The organism is Thermoactinomyces sp. CICC 10523, from assembly GCF_016055105.1.
Taxonomy (GTDB): domain Bacteria; phylum Bacillota; class Bacilli; order Thermoactinomycetales; family Thermoactinomycetaceae; genus Thermoactinomyces_A; species Thermoactinomyces_A daqus.
In genome coordinates this window covers 1-17706 of sequence record NZ_JAECVX010000015.1, presented here as the reverse complement: position 1 = coordinate 17706, position 17706 = coordinate 1, and the positions used below count along the sequence as shown (strand labels likewise).

The window sequence follows — 17706 nt, the reverse complement described above, 5'->3', positions numbered from 1 at the left end:
AACGGATGACTCGCATCGATTTGAATTGTGACCTGGGTGAAAGTTTCGGATCTTACCGGATCGGAATGGATGAAGCGATTCTGCCGATTGTCACGTCGGCCAACATCGCCTGCGGCTTTCATGCCGGTGATCCTGCTGTAATGCGGAAAACGGTGCAACTCGCACTGGAACATCGGGTGTCGATTGGAGCCCATCCCGGTTTGCCCGATCTGCTTGGCTTTGGCCGCCGCCAGATGGCGATTTCCTCCCAGGAAGCTTATGATATGGTTGTTTACCAGATCGGCGCCCTGTCCGCCTTTGTTACGGCGGAAGGAGGGAAATTGAGGCATGTCAAACCGCATGGCGCTCTTTATAATATGGCGGCCGCCCGCCCAGATCTGGCACAGGCGATTGCCCGGGCTGTGTATCGGGTGGACAGGGAATTGATCCTGTATGGCCTGGCCGGCAGCGAGTTGATCAAGGCGGGAGAAGAGGTAGGACTGAGAACGGCCAGCGAAGTGTTTGCCGATCGGACTTATCAGGAGGATGGGAGCCTCACCCCGAGAACGGAACCGGGGGCGTTAATCGAGGACACGTCCGCAGCGGTTTCGCATGTGCTGCGGATGGTGCGCGAAGGAAAAGTGAGAACGCTTGGAGGCACAGACCTGGAGATTCGGGCGGATACGATTTGCATTCACGGAGATGGCGAACATGCACTCCGGTTTGCGAAGACCATCCGTGAGCAACTGATGGCTGCCGGTGTACAGATTGCCCCGCTGTGAATGTTGGAGCAGAACGGAATTTTTTCCATGGAGATGCAGTTCACTTTACCGGTCGATAGGATTAAAATAGAATGGTGACCCAGGTATTCCTGCAACAGGGAATGCCTTTTTTTCTTTGAAAGTGTATAGCGGGACGGAATGCGGGGAAGCCCGGCCGGCCTGGCTTGACTTTTACCTCTGGGTTGCGCTTATGACGATCTCACAAAAGGGAGAGTGGAAAGAAAGTGCGATCGATTGAAGCTCATGGGTTAACCAAAGAGTTTAAGGTATATCAGAGCCGCCCGGGATTAGCGGGGGCCTTTCGCGATTTGTTGAACCGGCAGTACCGGGTGATCCGGGCTGTTGATGCGATTGATTTGACAATTGACCAGGGAGAAATCGTCGGTTATATCGGGGAAAACGGCGCCGGGAAATCGACGACAATCAAGATGTTGACGGGGATTTTGGAACCGACGGCCGGAGAGTTGAAAGTGAACGGCTACGATCCCCATCGCGAACGGGAAAAATTTGTGCGAACGATCGGCGTCGTTTTCGGGCAGCGCAGCCAGCTCTGGTGGGATATCGCGGTGCAGGAGTCGTTTCGCCTGCTGCAAAAAGTCTACCGGTTGCCGGATGAGCAGTATAAACGCCATCTCGGACGGATGGTGGAAGTTTTGGAAATCGGTGATCTGCTTGACCAGCCGGTTCGCAAATTGAGCCTGGGCCAGCGGATGCGCTGTGAACTGGCTGCCGCACTGATTCATCAGCCGCCGCTGCTGTTTCTGGATGAACCGACGATCGGGCTGGACGTGCTGGTAAAAGAAAATATTCGCCGCTTCCTGAAAGAGATCAACAAAGAGTTGGGAACGACGATTTTGCTGACCACGCACGACATTTCAGATATCGAGGCCCTGTGTTCACGCGTTGTGATGCTGGACAAAGGGCGCATCATCTATGACGGAAGCCTGACCAAACTTCGGCTCAACTGGGGTGGCGGACGCAAGATTCACCTGGATTTTGCGAAGAACGTCCAGTTGAATGAACTGGAGCAGAGAACGGAAGGGCTTCCGGTAAAATGGGAACAGACGGGGCAAAGGCAGTATATTGCCCATATTCATCACGGTGAATTGGCGGTATCGGAAGTGCTTTCCCGTGTGGTTCAGTATGTGCCCGTTCAGGAAATGCGGATTGAAGAGGCATCGACCGAAGAGATTGTGCGCCAAATTTATCAGGAGGGGATGACGATTGTATAAGGTGTATCTTGAAGTGATTCGCATCCGTTTTCTCATGATGCTGGCGTACCGCGTGAATTACTACAGCGGCATTATCATCTACAGTTTGAACATCGGCGTTTATTATTTTTTGTGGATGGCCATCTATGGCAACAAGGGAACGCTGCAGGGGATGACTGTGATGCAAATGGCCACATACATCGCCGTTTCCTGGATGTCGCGGGCGTTTTATTTCAACAATCTCGATCGGGAGATCGCGCAGGAGATTCGTGACGGAACCGTTGCCGTTCAGTTGATACGCCCCTATCACTATCTGTTGGTCAAAGCGTTTCAGGGGCTGGGAGAAGGATTGTTCCGCCTGTTTTTATTCAGTGTTCCCGGAATGATCGTGGTATCGTTCATTTTTCCGATCGATCTGCCGGGAGTCTCGCCGGTATGGGCCAAATTTGCCTTAAGTCTGCTGCTCGGGTTTATCGTCAACGTGGAAGTGAACCTGCTGACAGGCGTGCTCGCCTTTTTCATTTTAAACAACCAAGGATTGATCTGGGCGAAGCGAGTGATCGTCGATCTGCTGTCGGGGCTTACGATCCCCATCGTCTTTTATCCCGACTGGATGCAAAAAGTACTGGAGTTTCTTCCGTTTCAGGCGATCAGTTATTTGCCGAGCACGGTATTGGTCAAAGGATTGGCCGGCTCCGACTTTGTCCATGCCATATTGATCCAAGCTGTTTGGTGCGTGCTGCTCTGGATTCCCATTCAGCTGATCTGGTTAAAAGCTAGAAAAACGCTGATTGTACAAGGTGGTTAATATGTTTCATCTCCATTTGTTCATCGAGTATTTCAAGCAATATATCAAGACGAGAATGGCGTATCGCTGGGATTTTGTGACCCAGTTCATCATGAACTTTTTTTATCAGGGCATCAATCTCATCTTTATCCTGGTGGTCTTCCAGCATACATCAAGCCTCGGCGGCTGGAATCGCTACGAAGTGATTTTTATTTATGGCTATTTTCTCATTCCGTGGGCGGTTTTTTCTGCATTTTTCAATCTCTGGGATTTTAATGACCGCTATGTGATCAAAGGAGAACTGGACAGGGTGTTGACCAGGCCGGTCTACAGCTTGGTCCAGGTGATCATGGAGACGATGACTCCGGAATCCCTTGTCGGCGGGTTAACCGGACTTGTCGTGATGGGGTATGCCGCTTGGAAACTGGATCTCAGTTGGGATTTGATTGATATTCTCCTTCTTTTCCTGTTCACGTTGGGCAGTGTGATGATTTACGGAGGAATCTATATAGCCTTGACCAGCATCAGTCTCTATTCGGATTCCAAATCTGATATCCAGCCGATTATTTACAATATCGGGAATTATGGCCGCTATCCCGTAAATATCTACCATCGGGTGATTCAGTTTGCGCTCACCTGGGTTCTTCCGTTTGCTTTTGTCGGCTTTTACCCGGCAAGTTACCTTCTGGATCATGACCATTGGAAATGGTATGCCTTCCTCACCCCGCTCGTTGGCATCCTTTATCTCGGGTTTGGTCTGATGTGCTGGAACCGGGGCATTCGCCACTATCGGGGAGCAGGCAACTGAACAACTGACCGCGCGGGTTGTTTATTCCAACAATCGCGCGGTCTTTTTTACGGGGAGGAAAAATGTTGCTGCGGATTGTCGGCTCCGGGGTTCTCATCCTGCCCTCCCTCTTCTTCATTCACCAGATTTTTGCGGTGTTCTTCCACCACCTGCTCGATAATGTCTCCCACGGCGGAATCGTCTCCGGTGGCGGTTAAACCGACGTTTAAGGTTCCGCTCAGCGTTTGCACATGCAGCTCGTGAATCTTGTATTCGATTTTTTCCACCTGAAGCGGCTTGATTTTCTCGACCAGCTTTTGCAGTTCTTCATTTTGCTGCTTCAACTGATTGAGGTCCTGCTCCATCTGCTCCAGCCGTTGCCAAAGATAAGAGAAAGGATCATATCCGTACAAGCGATTTCACTCCTTTATGTGCACTATTGGTTTTCTTCATTAATAAAAATGAATTAAGCAAGCTGAATCCCTTTTCCAGTGCTTCATGTTTTTTGCGAAAATGCGTCACAGGAATGTCGTTGTCTGTTCATTCCAACCATTCCATATTCCGCCGGTTGTGTCCGCTCCTTTCCGGAGCATGCTTAAGCCTGCATCACTCGGCTGTGCCGAAAGGTTATGCATTTTCCGTCGGGATGAAATGGGCAATCTCTTTTAAAATATATGGGGATGAGGTAAGAATTGATGCCAGAATTGTGACAGGACAAAGCCCAAGCGAATAAAATATGGGCATCCGTATTGTGATTCGGCCTGTAAAGGAGGTTTTTCTGGTGAGCGGGAATACCCAATTTGCGCGGTGGCATCATTTGGCCCGGCAGTTTCTGGGGGAAGATTTTTTTAAGGAAATCATGCATGCGGCCGAAAAAGACGAACCGGCCGTCGATGTGTTTCATGGGCCGAATGAAGTGATTGTGGTGATCAATTTGCCCGGGATGGAAAATATCCATACCCTGGAAATGAGAGTGGAAGGGGAAACGCTTTGGATAAAAGGACAAATCCCAAACCCTTATGAAGGGTTTCATGTATCGCTTTCCGAGCGTAAAAAAGGAGAATTTCAGAAAACCATTCCATTGGGTGTTCCTGTTGCCAGGCGATATACCAGCGCGCGTTACCGCAAAGGGATTTTGGAAATTCGGTTTCCCATTCATAAGGAACCTTCTCAGAACCATGCGATGAAACTGAAGATGGATGACCGGGAGTAACACTGACCGAGGGAGGGACATCCATGGGGACGATCAACAATATTTTTAATATCAAAATCAACAGCATATCCAGTGCTGCTTCCGTCAATTTCGGAAATACTATCAACATCGGCGCGGAAAGCTTTACCAAATCGCTTGGTGGATCTTCACCGATTGGGGATTTCAGCCGGAACCTCGATTTTGAGCGGAATGTGTATCTCGATCCGGATATTGTGGATTCCACGGGATGAGGTGACGGGCATTGATTCATGTGGAAATTCGTTCGCTTCAGGTTAATACGGTTGCGGATGCGGGCTCGATGAATATCGGTTCCACACTGAATATTGTCAATCAACGGGAGCAACTGGTATCACCCCGGCAGCCACAGAAACCGGGAGGGCAGGAAGAAAAAACGGAAGTACCGAATCCGCCGGAGACGCAGCCGCCAATTCCCACTCAACCGGGTCCGCCAATTCCGCCGCCGGCCGGAGCCAAAAGTCCGAAGGATGACGGTCCCTCCCGCAGGAATCATTCATGTGTAATCCGGGAATGAAAAAACTTGGGTCAAACGGGCTGTGAATTGGCCTGTTTTTTTAACACTTGGAAGTTTTTTCTGGAAATGAGAGAATAAAAAAAGCCCGGAAAAAGCAGAGGTTTGGGTGGTAGGGATGAAAAAGAAAATTTTGATTGTTGAAGATGAAAAGAGCATTACCCGGTTTCTGGAGTTGGAGTTAAGACATGAAGGATATGAGGTCAAGGTTGCCCATGACGGCAGATCTGCGCTGAGAATGATGAAAGAAGAAGACTGGCAATTGGTGATACTGGACATTATGCTGCCTGACCTCAGCGGAATCGAGATCTGTCGCCGAATTCGTTCCGACAACCAGGTTCCGATCATCATGTTGACGGCCAAAGATGCCGTTCCCGACCGTGTCAGCGGGTTGGATGCCGGCGCGGATGACTATCTGACAAAACCGTTTGCGATTGAAGAACTTTTGGCCCGCCTCCGGGCGATTGAACGGCGGCATTCATGGGAAGAGGAGGCGAACGTGATCGGGGTGACCCCGATTACCCTCTATCTCGATGAGAGAAAGGCCGAAGCGTACGGAAAGGAAATCAAATTGACCGCCCGCGAATTTGATTTGCTCTCCTACCTGATGCAAAACAAAAATCATGTCCTGACAAGGGAGATGATTCTGACCAAGGTATGGGGCTACGATTATGCGGGGGACACCAATGTCGTGGACGTCTATATCCGTTATTTGCGCGCGAAACTGGAATCCATCGGTCTGGAATATTTCATTGAAACCGTGCGGGGAGTGGGTTATGTGGTTCGGGAACATTAAGATGCCGATACGCTGGAGACTGGTTGTTTTATCGACGATCGGACTGATTGGGATTTTGATCCTGTTTCATATCTTTGTCTACGTTCTTTTAAAGAACTGGTTGATTGGAACGGAAGAATCGGTGCTTCGGGATAAGCTGATCTCGATTCAGAAAGTTTACGATCAGGAGGCGTTTTCCTCACTTCCTTATTCCGCATGGCTCCCCTCGATGATCGAAGAAGGACAAGCAGTTAGGCTGATTCGGAACAAACGGGTGATCGCTTCCGTTAACAAGGGAATTTCCGAAACAGTCTTTCTGCCGATGTCCTATCCCAACAAAAAGGAGAAGATCGAAAAATATACCGACCGGGAAGTGCTGGTGCTGACAATGCCGCTCGACCGGGGAAAAGGGCGGATGGAGTTATATTCCGATTATTCTTCCAGTGGCAAGTATATCAGCTCGATGATCACCGCATTGGTCATTGCTTCATCCGTGCTCCTCGTGTTTGTGGTGATCGGCGGATATGTGATGAGCACGATCGCGTTTCGCCCGGTGAAGATGATTACAAAGGCGGTACAGGAATTTGATCCGGCCAGGCCGACTCACCGGCTGAAGGTGCCGAACACCGGGGATGAAATTGCGCTGCTGTCGAGAGTGTTTAACTTACTGCTCGATCGGATCTATGATTTGATAAAAAAGCAAAATCGCTTTGTCAGCGATGTCTCCCACGAGTTGCGCACACCGATCGCCGTGGTGCGGGGCTATTTGAATTTATTGCGCCGTTGGGGAATGAAAAAGCCGGATGTGGCGGAGGAAGCTCTTTCCACCATGGATGAGGAGCTGACTCGGATTGAAAAAATGACTGAGCGCTTGCTCAAGTTGGCCCGTCTGGAAATGGAGGAGCCGGTTCAGGAACCGGAAACTTTCAACATCACTTCGGTTATTGCCGAACGGGTGAAGCGCTGGCAGCAAGTTCACCGTGAGCTGGAGATTGTTTATGATGCCCGGGATGAGGAACTTGAGTGCAGAAGCTATCAGGCGGATTTGGAGGAACTGCTGGATATCCTTTTGGACAACGCGGGCAAATATACGGAAGAAGGCGGCCGCATCACGGTCAAATTGCGGGGAACCCCGAAGCGCATCCGAATCGTGGTGCGGGATACGGGGCAGGGAATTTCTGCGGCTGATCTCCCCTTTATCTTTGACCGTTTTTACCGGGCCAAACGACAGCGCAAAAACACCGGCAGCGGGCTGGGACTTTCCATCGCGCTGGAACTGGTTAAAAAAATGGGCGGAGAGCTGGACATTAAGAGCCAACTTGGGAAAGGGACTGCGGTCATCATTACGTTGCCCCGTTTCTAATCAAAGATTAATCCGATTCTCATATTTCTCTTATATGCCCTTCTTATGATTGGAGTATAAATTGCATTTCTTAAGAAGGGATTGAGTCGGATGAAATTGATCGCTGAACTTTTTATCCTGCTGACGGTGGTGCCGATTTGGGGGATCAAGGCAATCTGCTCGATCCGCAGTTTGAACGTCTTTCTGAAATCTCTTATCTGACGATAGCGATTGCATATATTTCCAGCCGGGGCCGATGACAGGCCCCGTTCGTTTTTTTCACGTAAGGGTGTTGCCGGTTGCTCAGTGACGTCTCCGCTCCCCTCCCGGGACTGCGTGGATGTCTGTCTGTCATGGATCTGTCCGCTTCCCATTCAACATCCATTTGCAGCGCTTAATTTCGCCTTTGAGAAATGGTAGAATGTGAATAACCTGTGAAGTAAATGATGGAGGTGTAATCATGCCGCAAGAAGGAGAGCAAGCGATCGGGTTTACACTGGAGGCATCCAACGGAGAAAAAGTGTCGCTTTCCGATTATCGGGGGAAAAATGTTGTTTTGTACTTCTATCCCAAAGACAACACACCGGGTTGTACCGTGGAAGCGTGCGGTTTTCGTGATCACCATCAGGAATTTGCAGATCTGAATACGGTGATTTTGGGAGTCAGCCGGGATTCCGTTGCTTCCCATCAAAAATTTGTGGAAAAGCAGAATCTCCCTTTCCTGCTTCTGAGTGATCCCGACGGCAAGGTGTGTGAAGCCTATGGTGTGCTTAAAGACAAGAATATGTTCGGCAAAAAGTTTAAAGGCATCGAACGCTCGACCTTTGTGATCAATGGGGAAGGACAGATTGTCAAGGTTTATCGAAAAGTGAAAGCGATGGGGCATGTAAAGGAAGTTTTGCAATATATCAAAGAACATCTCCGTTGACGGGTTCCTGCCACAGGGCCCGTTTTTCGCCAATCGATAAAGGATGTGGTGAAAAATGGTGAATGCTTACGATTGGCCCGATTATTACGATTGGACATCCACGGGGCTTGATCACGATCTCACCTATTATGTAGAATTGGCACAGCAAACGGGAGGTCCGGTCTTGGAGCTCGGATGCGGGACAGGACGGATTACCCTGGCGATCGCCCGCGCCGGAATCAAGGTAGTCGGGCTTGACCTTTCTTCGGCCATGCTGGCAAAAGCGAAACGAAAAGCGGAGGAAATGGAACTCGCCGGGATGGTGGAATGGATCGAAGGGGATATGTCCCGCTTTCAATTGGGACGCTGTTTTCCCCTGATCATTATTCCGTACCGTTCGTTTTTGCATCTGTTGACGGTTCGCGACCAGGTGGAAACGCTGAAACGGGTGCGCGTCCATTTGGCGGACGAGGGATTGTTTGCTTTCAATATCTTCGTTCCCAAAATTAAAGCTCTTTATGAAACGGATGGACGTTATACTTTTCGCGGTACGTTTCCGGTGCCGGGAACAGGTGAAACCGTAGAGCTTCATGATTTTATCGAATATGACCATTTTGCCCAAATTGCCAATGTGATTCGTTACATGGAACGATTTGATCCTTCAGGTTTAATGATTGAGCGAATCCGCACGCTGTTCCGGCTCCGTTATGTTTACCCGTCCGAAATCAACCATCTTTTAAACCTGTGCGGATTTAAAATTCTTCATCGCTTTGGCACATTTTACCGCACGCCTTTTGACGCGCGCAGCGACGAATTGATTATTGAAGCGGCTAAACGCGTTTTGTAGGGAGGGGAGAAAATGGAAGTGCAGAAGCCGAAACGCGTACCGACGCGAAAAATCTTGGAAACCCTCGCCGAAATGTATCCGGATGCCCATTGTGAACTGAACTACCGAAATCCTTTTGAACTCTTGATCGCCACGATTCTGTCGGCGCAATCAACCGACCGCCAGGTGAACAAAGTGACGAAAGGATTGTTTGAAAAGTTCCCCCGGCCGGAAGATTTTCTTGATTTGACCGAGGAAGATCTGGCGGAGCACATTCGCGGTCTGGGATTGTATCGCAATAAAAGCAGGAGCATTTTGCAAACATGTCGCATTTTGGTGGAGAAGTACGGAGGGGAGGTGCCGCAAGACCGCAAGCAGCTGGAAGCATTGCCCGGAGTCGGCCGCAAAACGGCCAATGTCGTATTGAGCAATGCCTTTGGTGTTCCGGCGCTGGCGGTGGATACGCATGTACAGAGGGTGGCCAACCGCTTGGCCCTTGCGGATAGCGACAACCCGCTTGAGACGGAGCGCCAACTGATGAAACGGGTTCCCCGGGCCGAATGGAGCGACACCCATCATCGGATCATCTGGCACGGCCGCCGCGTTTGCGCCGCGAGAAATCCCAAATGCCAGATCTGCGACCTCCTGCCTTACTGTTGGTACGGGAAAAAAGTGAAAAAGGAGAAGGGGAAATACGAGCCGGCGGGGCGGTAAAAGGAGAACGCGAAGAAGGCGATTTTTGATCAGTCAAAAGTCGCCTTTTAACTAAAACACCGCCTTTTTGCATGATTCGCGGCTGATCCGCGTCATGCACAAAAGCCCCACCGGGAAAGAAGGGTGGGGAATTAAGGGTCAAATTATGAACCTTTTGATTCGGTTTGTTTTTCCTTTTTCACTTTGACTTCCCTGGCCCAATCTCTGAATCCGAAGTATAAAGCGGCAAGGGCGACCAGGATATGAACGACTTCAATCGTGGCAGTATTTTCAACAAGGCCGTCGAAAAGGCCGAGAATCGCGATGATGCCGTACAAAACGCCGAAGACCCGTGCAGTCAGCAGGCTCCACTTCTCTTGGGCGCTTACGGCCAAAAAGATAATGCCGCTAATCAGATGAAACAGGTTATGAGCCAAGGTTAAATGCAGGAGATTATAAATGGTGCCTTGAGTTGGTAAAAAGAAGCCGATCACCCCGATGAGGGTGAGCAAAACTCCTATGATCCTGGCGAATCCTTTTGCCATAAACCTCACTCTCTTTCCTTTGGTTTGTTAGATATATATGAGCCACACCGGGTGGTGATGCCTAAATTGTCCAACTGAATCTTTCACTGAAGGCAAAATGAAGAGGTGGTAATAAATTGCGGGAAACGAGGAAAAAAACCCGGGAAATCCAGGCGATCGAGCGGCGCAAGCAGCTGTTGGAGATGGCGAAAAAGTTATTTGCCGAGCGGGGTTATCACGGTACAACAACGAAAGCGATCAATGAAAGCATCGGAATGGCGGACGGGCTTCTGTATCACTATTTTCCCGGGGGGAAATTGCAAATTTTGCATGCGATTTTTGAAGAAGAGATCGACCGGAAAATCGGCCGGATCAAGCAAGAATTGCAAAAGATTGCGGAGATTGACGAGCTTAAAGACGTTCTTTTTCAAATTGGCAGCCTTTTGATGAAATATGCCGTTCGCGACCGGGAATTGCTCATCATCTATCTGAAAGAACGTTCGCTGCTCGACCCTGCGCTGTTGCAGAGGAGCATCCATCAGCTTTGTGAGGTCTGGCGGGAGATCTGCGCCCTGATCGAAGCAAAGATCGATGAGAGGCACTTTCATCAATTTGATCCGTCGATGATGGTGAATCAGTTTGTCGGTGCCATTATCTTTTATCTGGCACAAAATATTTACTTTCCGGAAAAAAGCCGCAGTCGCAAAAGGAAAGAAGAATTCCTGTGCGAATGGGTTCGCCATACCCTTGCAACCTGGACCAAATAAAAAAGGGGAGACCATTTTGGACTGCCCGGTTTTTTAAAAAACAATTCATTGATTAATGAATTAAAAAAGGGGAATATAATAGAGTAATTTATTTTCTCCAAAAAGGATGGGGGCCTCAATGAAACTTCAGTTTGATCTGTTTGCTCCGGATTATAAGAAACACTCCTATGCGTTTTATACTGAATTGCGGGAAAAAGCGCCCGTTTACAAAGTGAAAATGCCGAACGGGCTCGATGCCTGGCTGATTACCCGCTACGAGGATGCGCTTTCGGCTTTAAAGGACAGCCGCTTTATCAAAAGAGGGCGAACCGCGCTCGGGGAAGAGCGGTTTAAAAAATTGATCGTGCTTGAGGAATCAGAGTACTTAATGGAAACCATGCTGGCGATGGATCCGCCCGATCATACCCGACTCAGAAGTCTGGTATCCAAAGCGTTTACGCCCAAGATGATCCAGGGGATGCATGAGAATATCCAAAATATCGCCGACGGGCTGTTGGAGAAAATGGAAAAAGGAAAACCAATCGATTTAATGAGTGAGTTTGCCTTTCCCCTGCCCATCATCGTAATCAGCGAAATGCTGGGAATTCCCACTGAAGACAGGATGAAATTTCGCGATTGGTCCAACGCGATCATTGATGCCAATAATCATCCGGACCGGATGAGGAAGGCTGGTCCCAAAATCAAAGCTTTTGTCGCTTATTTGCAGGAATTGGTGGAAAAACGCCGGCAAAATTCAACCGATGATCTGATCTCCAGTCTTGTTCATGCAGAAGCAGAAGGAGATAAACTTTCTGAGAAAGAACTTTATGCCATGATTTTTCTGCTGATTGTCGCCGGGCATGAAACAACGGTCAACCTGATCGGAAACGGAGTGCTGGCCCTGCTTGAAAATCCTGATCAGATGGCCCTTTTGCAGCAAAATCCGGAACTGATTCAAACGGCGGTGGAAGAGTTTCTGCGTTACTACAGCCCGGTTGAGTTTACGACCAACCGCTTTGCGATAGAAGATGTGAACTGGCATGGAGAGACCATTAAAAAAGGGGATATGGTGCTGGTTGCTCTGGCATCGGCCAATCGGGATCCGGAGCAATTTGTCAATCCGGATCAACTGGATATCACCCGTAAACATAATCCGCACATCGGTTTTGGCTATGGGATCCATTACTGTCTGGGAGCACCTTTAGCCCGTTTGGAGGCGCAGATTGCCATTTCGTCGCTGCTTAACCGCTTCCCCGATATAAAACCGGGCACCTCCCTTGAACAGTTGGAATGGCGCCCCAGTTTCCTGATGCGCGGTTTAAAGGAATTGCCGGTCATTCTTTGAGAACGGAGATTGATTATTTAATCTGGATTCTAAAAAACAATTGAAAGTATCTCTTTAACTCTAATTGCAAAAGTTGGAAAGATCAGACGAAAGAAGTTGAAGCTGTCGACAGACGAAAGCAAAAGGGGATTGGTGCTTCTCCGCATCGACCGTTACGACCGGGGCAAAGAGAAGCGCCAAGACCCTGCTTTATGGATTTGGATATGAATGTTTTCGCCTCTTTTGGTGTTTGTTATTTTTTAATCCGGACAAAAATAAAAAAGGATCGATACAGGAAAATGACCTCTTTCATTGACAAAAGGGCAAAGGGGGGCGTAGACTAATTATATAGATTATTAAGTGAGAATCGTTCTTTCACAGGGCGGATTCAGCGAGGTGGAGAACAATGACCAACCGCCTGGCAGAAGCAGTCGAGATGCTCAAAGGGATTGGAGTTCGTATGACCCCGCAGCGTCATGCCATTTTAACCTATCTCTACTCTTCAATGGGTCATCCGACGGCTGATGAGATTTATAAGGCGCTGGAAGGAAATTTTCCCAATATGAGCGTGGCAACCGTATACAATAATTTGCGTGTGTTCAAAGATGCGGGATTGGTCAGGGAATTGACCTATGGTGACGCCTCCAGCCGCTTTGATGCCAATATGGACGATCATTATCATGTGATTTGCCGGAAGTGTGGAAAGATCACCGATTTTGATCATCCGCCGCTCTTCAAAATGGAGCAGGAAGCAGCAAAGGCGACAGGATATCAGGTTGAAACACATCGCATGGAAGTGTACGGAGTTTGTCCTGAATGTCAAAAAAAAGAGAAGCAATGAAAAGGCCCTGCTTAAGGTGTGGCAGGGTCTTTGCTTTCGGTTGCGGCAGCCGATCGGGAAGCTGTGCTTTCGCTATACATGGCTTCGATGATTTCCGCATAGTTTTCCTCGATTTTTGGCAGCCGCAGCCTCTGGGTAGAAGTCAATTCCCCGCGGCTTTGGGAAAAAGAGCGGTGCAGGAGGGCAAACCGCTTTGGCTTTTCTATCAATGAAAAACCTTCTAACCGGCGGTCGATTTCCTCTTTTATCAGCTCTTCCAATTCTGCCGGGCTCTTTCCGGCGCAGGCAGCGGGATCAGGTGTGATCAACGCGGTTATGTACGGACGGGCGTCTCCGAGCAAAACGGCTCTCTCGATCAAAGGGCTTGCGTTGAGCGCATCTTCGCAATCATCGGTGTCTACCAGAGTTCCGTCGGACAAGGTGACACAATTTTTTCTGAGCCCGGTCATTTTGATCTGTCCGTCCGAAACGGCTTCAGCGAATTCCCTCGTGTGAAGCCATCCGTTCACAATCGTCTGTTGGGTTTTCTCCGGTCGGTTGTAGTAGCCCATCATTACGCTGGCGCTTTTCACCAGCAATTCGCCGTCCGAGAGGAAACGGTATTCGATCCCGGGCAGGGTATTTCTGCTGCCGTCTGCCGGATCAGTAAGACGGCTTGCCAATATGATGGAAGTGCAAGCGGCGGTATTGTGCGTTGTAATAACCGGCAAACCCAGTGTTTCAAAAAAGCCCCGTGCCTCATCCGACAAGGAAAGTTGATCGCTGATCAGAAATCGCAATCTTCCGCCGAACCGGTGCACCCATTTGGAGAAGACCAGGGTATGGGCCAGGGTGTGCGTCCATCTGGCTGTACCGGGTATGGGCCAGTTGAAACCCTTACGGGCATGATCGTAGTAGGTTTGCGTGAGGCGGCGTGCCGTCCGAAAAAGAAATGCCCTGAATTGGGAACGTTCGATTTCGCTGTGCACCAGATTGTACAGACGTTCCACCTGTTTCGCACTTCCGATGAAAATGGTTGGCCGGTATTGGATCATGGGGCTGAGCAGATCATCTGTTTGATCCGTGTATGCAATCGTTGCACCGCATCGGAGCGGGGCCATCTGTCCGGCCAGCCGGGTCAGGCTGGAGGAGGCGGGCAAAGCGGAAAGGACAATGTCATCCGATACCATCGGGATGACATGAGAGATGCTTTCCAGGTGGCTGAGAATGTTGGCATGGGAGAGCATCGCTCCTTTCGGTTTTCCATGGACGCCTTGCTGATAGACAATAGCGGCTAGCTCAGGGGGCTGAATCGCGGGGTAAACCCAATCCAGCTCCTCGAGGGCAACCGTTTGCCCCAACTGGATGACTGTTTCAAAGCGAAGGGCTCCGCGTTTTCCTTCCGCTTTTCCGGTCAACAGAATGGTGTGACGGATTTCTGAAGGCGGATCAAGCTGATCCAGCATTGGAGGAGTTCCGACCAGGACAGCCTCGGCTTCGGAATGGAGCAGGATTTTTTTGATGTCGGCGGCCGGTTGCAACGGATGGATGGGAACGGAAACGGCACCCAAACTTAAAATGGCAAGATCGCTGATGAGAAAGCGGGGATGGTTTTCCGAGATGATGGCCACTTTGCTTCCTGCCTTTATTCCCAGCCGTTCCAGGCCAAAAGCGAAATCGCGAACGGTGGCCCACAGTTTTTGGTAAGTCATCGAGCGCGGCTGGCTGTCTTCCGTCCACAGCAGCGCCGTTTTGTTCGGAAATCGGCTGACCGTTTGTGAGACCATTTCAAGAAGATTATGCGGTTTCAATTGCCTGTTCCTCCTTTCGGTGCATCATGTTTCAAGAAACAAATTGTTTTGGGAAAGTCCGAAAAACAGAAGTCTGTCGGGTTCCGGTGCTCCGGTTCCTTTGGGGCAAAGGATCTGTAGAACCTTTTGCTTAACCCCTGTCATGGATCTCTGCCGGTTTTCCAAGATTGCTTCTCAAGTTTGGCGACAGCCTGTCCCGTTTTCAAAGAATTGGTACTATTATAGCGGAAATTGACTCGGAAGAGAAGTTTCGGGCCGGCATAACGAAGCGAAGCCCTTTGTCAGTGAAGGGCCTCGCTACATTGGTGGTGTTTCGGATTGCTTGGGAGCATCTGCGGGGTCAAACGATAAAATGGCTCTGCAATGCATGCATTCATCCTTTTTTCCCAACACCTTTGTCTGTTTCCCGCAAGCGGGGCAGATGATGTGCGCGGATTGAGTGGAGATGATTCCGATCCAAAAATAAATGCCAACGCTGGCCAGGATGAAGATCATGCCAATCGCCAGGAAGAGGGCGATCAGGTCTTTGGCCAGGAATCCCAGATACATGACTCCCACGCCGGCAAAAATCAGGCCAAGGGCAAAGGTGCGAATTTTATTCAGCTTGCCGGAAAGCAGCATACGGCCCCTCCTTAAAAAGCGCTTTCAATGTCAGAAAGATTGTAACACGAACGCATTTTTTGCGCAATCAAAGGGATGTGCGGGCGGGATCAAGAAGATGTCCGATTTTGCAACATAATAAATAAAAAGGTTTGTTTTATGATTTTTGGGGAAAAGGAAGCATGCTATGATAAAATGGAGCAATTAAATTTTTGCCCAGTTGTGGAGGTTGGTTCATGCAAACGAATCGTAAACAAGTGACCATCGCGATGTTGATCGCGACGTTTTTGGCGGCAATTGAGGTCACGATCGTCAGTACGGCAATGCCCCGGATTGCCAGTGAACTGGGGGGATTGCAATTCATCAGTTGGGTATTTGCCGCATACCTTCTCACCTCAACTGTGACGACGCCCATTTTCGGCAAACTGGCTGATCTCTATGGAAGAAAAGTCGTCTTCACGGTTGGGGCCGCTTTATTTTTATTGGGTTCGATGTTATCCGGATTGTCTTCGTCGATGCATCAGCTGATCTGGTTCCGCGCATTGCAAGGGTTGGGCGCCGGAGGAATCATGCCGACAACCTTTACGATTATCGGCGATATCTTCCCTTATGAACAGCGGGCCAAAGTTCAGGGGTGGTTTAGTTCGATCTGGGGATTATCCGGACTGGTCGGCCCCCTTGTCGGCGGGTTTCTGGTTGATTACGTATCATGGCGGTGGATTTTTTATATCAATTTGCCGTTTGGTCTTGTTTCTGTGATCATGCTCTGGATCTTTTTGCGGGAAGAAGGAGATTCCCGCGAAAGAAAAATCGATTATTTAGGTGTTCTCACTTTTTCCATCGCCGTCGCCTCGATCCTGTTTGCCCTGTCAACGGGAGGAACGGTCTATTCTTGGGGATCGGCAATCATCATCGGCCTGTTTTTGGTTGGAATCCTGTTTTTGCTGATCTTCATCTGGGTGGAGTTCAAGGCTGAAGAGCCGATGCTGCCGCTGGAATTGTTCAAAATTCCGTCCATCCTCGTTTCCAATTTGGCTGCTCTCTTGTCGAGCGGCATTCTGATTGCGCTCAATGTTTATTTGCCCCTCTGGGTTCAAGGGGTACACGGGCGCGGAGCAACCGGTTCGGGGTTAACGCTGCTGCCGATGTCGATTGGCTGGCCGATTGGTGCCACTCTCGGAGGCAGGCTGATGCTCAAAGTCGGTCCGCGCAAAACGGCGGTGCTGGGGCTGATTCTCATTTTGGCAGGAAATGTGTCTCTGGCTTTTATCAGCCAGACGACGCCGGATTGGGTTTTAAGCGTGATCATGCTTATAATCGGTTTCGGCTTCGGCTTCTCGATGACGGTATACACGGTTATTGTCCAGTCTTCCGTCGGGTGGAACCTGCGCGGAGCTGCCACGGCTTCCAACACGTTTTTGCGTTCGCTCGGACAAACGATCGGTGTGGCGGTCTTTGGGACGCTTTTTAACCATTACATGAAGGTGTTCATGATGGGGCACGCCGAGGTGAAGAATATCAATGTGTCAGATCTCAACCGCTTGCTCGATCCGCACAACATCGGGCAAATTTCGTCGAGCGTGATGGAAACGATGCGGGAAGCGCTCGTTTATGGTCTGCATCACATTTTCCTCATTTTGGTCGGCATCGCGGTTCTCGCGCTGCTGTTTGTGTTCCGGTTGCCATCCAGTAAGCCGGAGGCTGTCGCCGTCTCCAAAGATCTAAAAGAGGCTTGAGGCGAGATCGGTAAAGATAGGGCCGGGGATGCTTCTCTGGCCTTCCCGCATATTTGTCGGGCGGTCAGGGAGGCCCAATCCCCTGATGATTTTGTTGAGTGTCATCCCGAGGTTATGCCGCAAAAACATTTTTTAAAAAAAGTGTTGACGAAATTTATTTAAGGTGTTATTATCTATTTTGTCGCCGCAAAACGCGGTTGAGTAAAAGAATTTCGATGTGTTCCTTGAAAACTAAAGAGTGAAGCATGACCTGTTGATTCTTTTTGAGCTAGATCTTTATCGGAGAGTTTGATCCTGGCTCAGGATGAACGCTG

The 17706-nt window shown here is 49.5% G+C and carries 20 protein-coding genes; 16 read left to right on the top strand and 4 right to left on the bottom strand.

Annotated elements, in window-relative coordinates; genetic code table 11:
• The first annotated feature begins 5 nt into the window (after positions 1-5).
• The 4 genes from I8U19_RS15215 (at position 6) to I8U19_RS15200 (ending at position 3567) form a co-directional block, all read left to right on the top strand.
• On the top strand, positions 6-761 hold the full coding sequence (locus tag I8U19_RS15215) for a LamB/YcsF family protein (RefSeq protein WP_033101329.1): 756 nt from the start codon (positions 6-8) through the stop codon (positions 759-761).
• Positions 762-985: 224 nt separating this feature from the next.
• Positions 986-1993: an ABC transporter ATP-binding protein gene (locus I8U19_RS15210; RefSeq protein WP_033101328.1), complete on the top strand. Its 1008-nt coding sequence runs from the start codon at positions 986-988 to the stop codon at positions 1991-1993.
• Positions 1994-2027: 34 nt separating this feature from the next.
• Positions 2028-2780, top strand: a complete 753-nt coding sequence (locus I8U19_RS15205; RefSeq protein WP_052154275.1) for an ABC transporter permease — start codon at positions 2028-2030, stop codon at positions 2778-2780.
• 1 nt (position 2781) lies between these two features.
• Positions 2782-3567 carry an ABC transporter permease gene (locus I8U19_RS15200; RefSeq protein WP_033101327.1) on the top strand — a complete coding sequence of 262 codons (786 nt, stop codon included), beginning with the start codon at positions 2782-2784 and terminating at the stop codon, positions 3565-3567.
• A gap of 47 nt (positions 3568-3614) precedes the next feature.
• Here the strand turns inward: I8U19_RS15200 and gerPC are convergent, their stop codons facing one another.
• Complete coding sequence (gene gerPC, locus I8U19_RS15195; RefSeq protein ID WP_198056413.1) at positions 3615-3959, bottom strand: spore germination protein GerPC; 345 nt, start codon at positions 3957-3959, stop codon at positions 3615-3617.
• Between the two features lie 368 nt (positions 3960-4327).
• Between gerPC and I8U19_RS17385 the strand changes: the two genes are divergently transcribed.
• The 8 genes from I8U19_RS17385 to nth all read left to right on the top strand — a co-directional run bounded on the left by I8U19_RS17385 (position 4328) and on the right by nth (position 9852).
• Positions 4328-4759, top strand: a complete 432-nt coding sequence (locus I8U19_RS17385; protein ID WP_198056412.1) for an Hsp20/alpha crystallin family protein — start codon at positions 4328-4330, stop codon at positions 4757-4759.
• Between the two features lie 23 nt (positions 4760-4782).
• A complete protein-coding gene (locus tag I8U19_RS15185) occupies positions 4783-4989 on the top strand; it encodes a spore germination protein (protein WP_033101325.1) in 207 nt (68 codons plus the stop codon).
• An 11-nt stretch (positions 4990-5000) separates the two neighbouring features.
• Positions 5001-5291 (top strand): hypothetical protein, encoded by a 291-nt coding sequence (locus I8U19_RS15180; protein WP_033101324.1) that lies wholly within the window; start codon positions 5001-5003, stop codon positions 5289-5291.
• A 115-nt stretch (positions 5292-5406) separates the two neighbouring features.
• Positions 5407-6084 carry a response regulator transcription factor gene (locus I8U19_RS15175; protein ID WP_198056411.1) on the top strand — a complete coding sequence of 226 codons (678 nt, stop codon included), beginning with the start codon at positions 5407-5409 and terminating at the stop codon, positions 6082-6084.
• A 1-nt stretch (position 6085) separates the two neighbouring features.
• Complete coding sequence (locus I8U19_RS15170; RefSeq protein ID WP_198056410.1) at positions 6086-7426, top strand: sensor histidine kinase; 1341 nt, start codon at positions 6086-6088, stop codon at positions 7424-7426.
• Between the two features lie 439 nt (positions 7427-7865).
• The gene (gene bcp, locus I8U19_RS15165; protein WP_033101321.1) at positions 7866-8333 is read left to right on the top strand and encodes a thioredoxin-dependent thiol peroxidase; all 468 of its coding nucleotides are present in this window, start codon (positions 7866-7868) and stop codon (positions 8331-8333) included.
• Positions 8334-8388: 55 nt separating this feature from the next.
• Positions 8389-9159 (top strand): class I SAM-dependent methyltransferase, encoded by a 771-nt coding sequence (locus tag I8U19_RS15160; RefSeq protein ID WP_033101320.1) that lies wholly within the window; start codon positions 8389-8391, stop codon positions 9157-9159.
• Between the two features lie 12 nt (positions 9160-9171).
• The gene (nth, locus tag I8U19_RS15155; RefSeq protein ID WP_033101319.1) at positions 9172-9852 is read left to right on the top strand and encodes an endonuclease III; all 681 of its coding nucleotides are present in this window, start codon (positions 9172-9174) and stop codon (positions 9850-9852) included.
• 143 nt (positions 9853-9995) lie between these two features.
• On the opposite strand, the gene I8U19_RS15150 is transcribed toward nth, so the two are convergent.
• Positions 9996-10376: a DUF4383 domain-containing protein gene (locus I8U19_RS15150; RefSeq protein WP_052154258.1), complete on the bottom strand. Its 381-nt coding sequence runs from the start codon at positions 10374-10376 to the stop codon at positions 9996-9998.
• A 116-nt stretch (positions 10377-10492) separates the two neighbouring features.
• Between I8U19_RS15150 and I8U19_RS15145 the strand changes: the two genes are divergently transcribed.
• The 3 genes from I8U19_RS15145 to perR all read left to right on the top strand — a co-directional run bounded on the left by I8U19_RS15145 (position 10493) and on the right by perR (position 13266).
• Positions 10493-11122 (top strand): TetR/AcrR family transcriptional regulator, encoded by a 630-nt coding sequence (locus I8U19_RS15145; RefSeq protein ID WP_198056409.1) that lies wholly within the window; start codon positions 10493-10495, stop codon positions 11120-11122.
• Between the two features lie 118 nt (positions 11123-11240).
• On the top strand, positions 11241-12446 hold the full coding sequence (locus tag I8U19_RS15140; protein ID WP_033101317.1) for a cytochrome P450 family protein: 1206 nt from the start codon (positions 11241-11243) through the stop codon (positions 12444-12446).
• Between the two features lie 385 nt (positions 12447-12831).
• The gene (gene perR, locus I8U19_RS15135) at positions 12832-13266 is read left to right on the top strand and encodes a peroxide-responsive transcriptional repressor PerR (protein WP_033101316.1); all 435 of its coding nucleotides are present in this window, start codon (positions 12832-12834) and stop codon (positions 13264-13266) included.
• A gap of 11 nt (positions 13267-13277) precedes the next feature.
• Here the strand turns inward: perR and I8U19_RS15130 are convergent, their stop codons facing one another.
• Together I8U19_RS15130 and I8U19_RS15125 are read right to left on the bottom strand one after the other, a co-directional pair.
• Entirely contained in the window at positions 13278-15056 is a 1779-nt protein-coding gene (locus I8U19_RS15130) for an AMP-dependent synthetase/ligase (protein ID WP_198056408.1), read from the bottom strand.
• A gap of 297 nt (positions 15057-15353) precedes the next feature.
• The gene (locus I8U19_RS15125; RefSeq protein WP_052154257.1) at positions 15354-15677 is read right to left on the bottom strand and encodes a DUF2614 family zinc ribbon-containing protein; all 324 of its coding nucleotides are present in this window, start codon (positions 15675-15677) and stop codon (positions 15354-15356) included.
• 215 nt (positions 15678-15892) lie between these two features.
• Here I8U19_RS15125 and I8U19_RS15120 point away from each other — a divergent pair, with 215 nt between their 5' ends.
• Entirely contained in the window at positions 15893-17392 is a 1500-nt protein-coding gene (locus tag I8U19_RS15120; RefSeq protein ID WP_198056407.1) for an MDR family MFS transporter, read from the top strand.
• Positions 17393-17706: the final 314 nt, after the last annotated feature.

Excerpts from the sequence above, each read along its gene's own strand:
- bcp (WP_033101321.1), top strand. The coding sequence starts at position 7,866 with ATGCCGCAAGAAGGAGAGCAAGCGATCGGGTTTACACTGGAGGCATCC.
- I8U19_RS15205 (WP_052154275.1), top strand. The coding sequence starts at position 2,028 with ATGATGCTGGCGTACCGCGTGAATTACTACAGCGGCATTATCATCTAC.
- I8U19_RS15185 (WP_033101325.1), top strand. The coding sequence starts at position 4,783 with ATGGGGACGATCAACAATATTTTTAATATCAAAATCAACAGCATATCC.
- I8U19_RS15215 (WP_033101329.1), top strand. The coding sequence starts at position 6 with ATGACTCGCATCGATTTGAATTGTGACCTGGGTGAAAGTTTCGGATCT.
- I8U19_RS15140 (WP_033101317.1), top strand. The coding sequence starts at position 11,241 with ATGAAACTTCAGTTTGATCTGTTTGCTCCGGATTATAAGAAACACTCC.
- I8U19_RS15125 (WP_052154257.1), bottom strand. The coding sequence starts at position 15,677 with ATGCTGCTTTCCGGCAAGCTGAATAAAATTCGCACCTTTGCCCTTGGC.
- I8U19_RS15120 (WP_198056407.1), top strand. The coding sequence starts at position 15,893 with ATGCAAACGAATCGTAAACAAGTGACCATCGCGATGTTGATCGCGACG.
- I8U19_RS15200 (WP_033101327.1), top strand. The coding sequence starts at position 2,782 with ATGTTTCATCTCCATTTGTTCATCGAGTATTTCAAGCAATATATCAAG.
- I8U19_RS15175 (WP_198056411.1), top strand. The coding sequence starts at position 5,407 with ATGAAAAAGAAAATTTTGATTGTTGAAGATGAAAAGAGCATTACCCGG.
- I8U19_RS15150 (WP_052154258.1), bottom strand. The coding sequence starts at position 10,376 with ATGGCAAAAGGATTCGCCAGGATCATAGGAGTTTTGCTCACCCTCATC.
- I8U19_RS15160 (WP_033101320.1), top strand. The coding sequence starts at position 8,389 with ATGGTGAATGCTTACGATTGGCCCGATTATTACGATTGGACATCCACG.
- perR (WP_033101316.1), top strand. The coding sequence starts at position 12,832 with ATGACCAACCGCCTGGCAGAAGCAGTCGAGATGCTCAAAGGGATTGGA.
- nth (WP_033101319.1), top strand. The coding sequence starts at position 9,172 with ATGGAAGTGCAGAAGCCGAAACGCGTACCGACGCGAAAAATCTTGGAA.
- I8U19_RS15170 (WP_198056410.1), top strand. The coding sequence starts at position 6,086 with ATGCCGATACGCTGGAGACTGGTTGTTTTATCGACGATCGGACTGATT.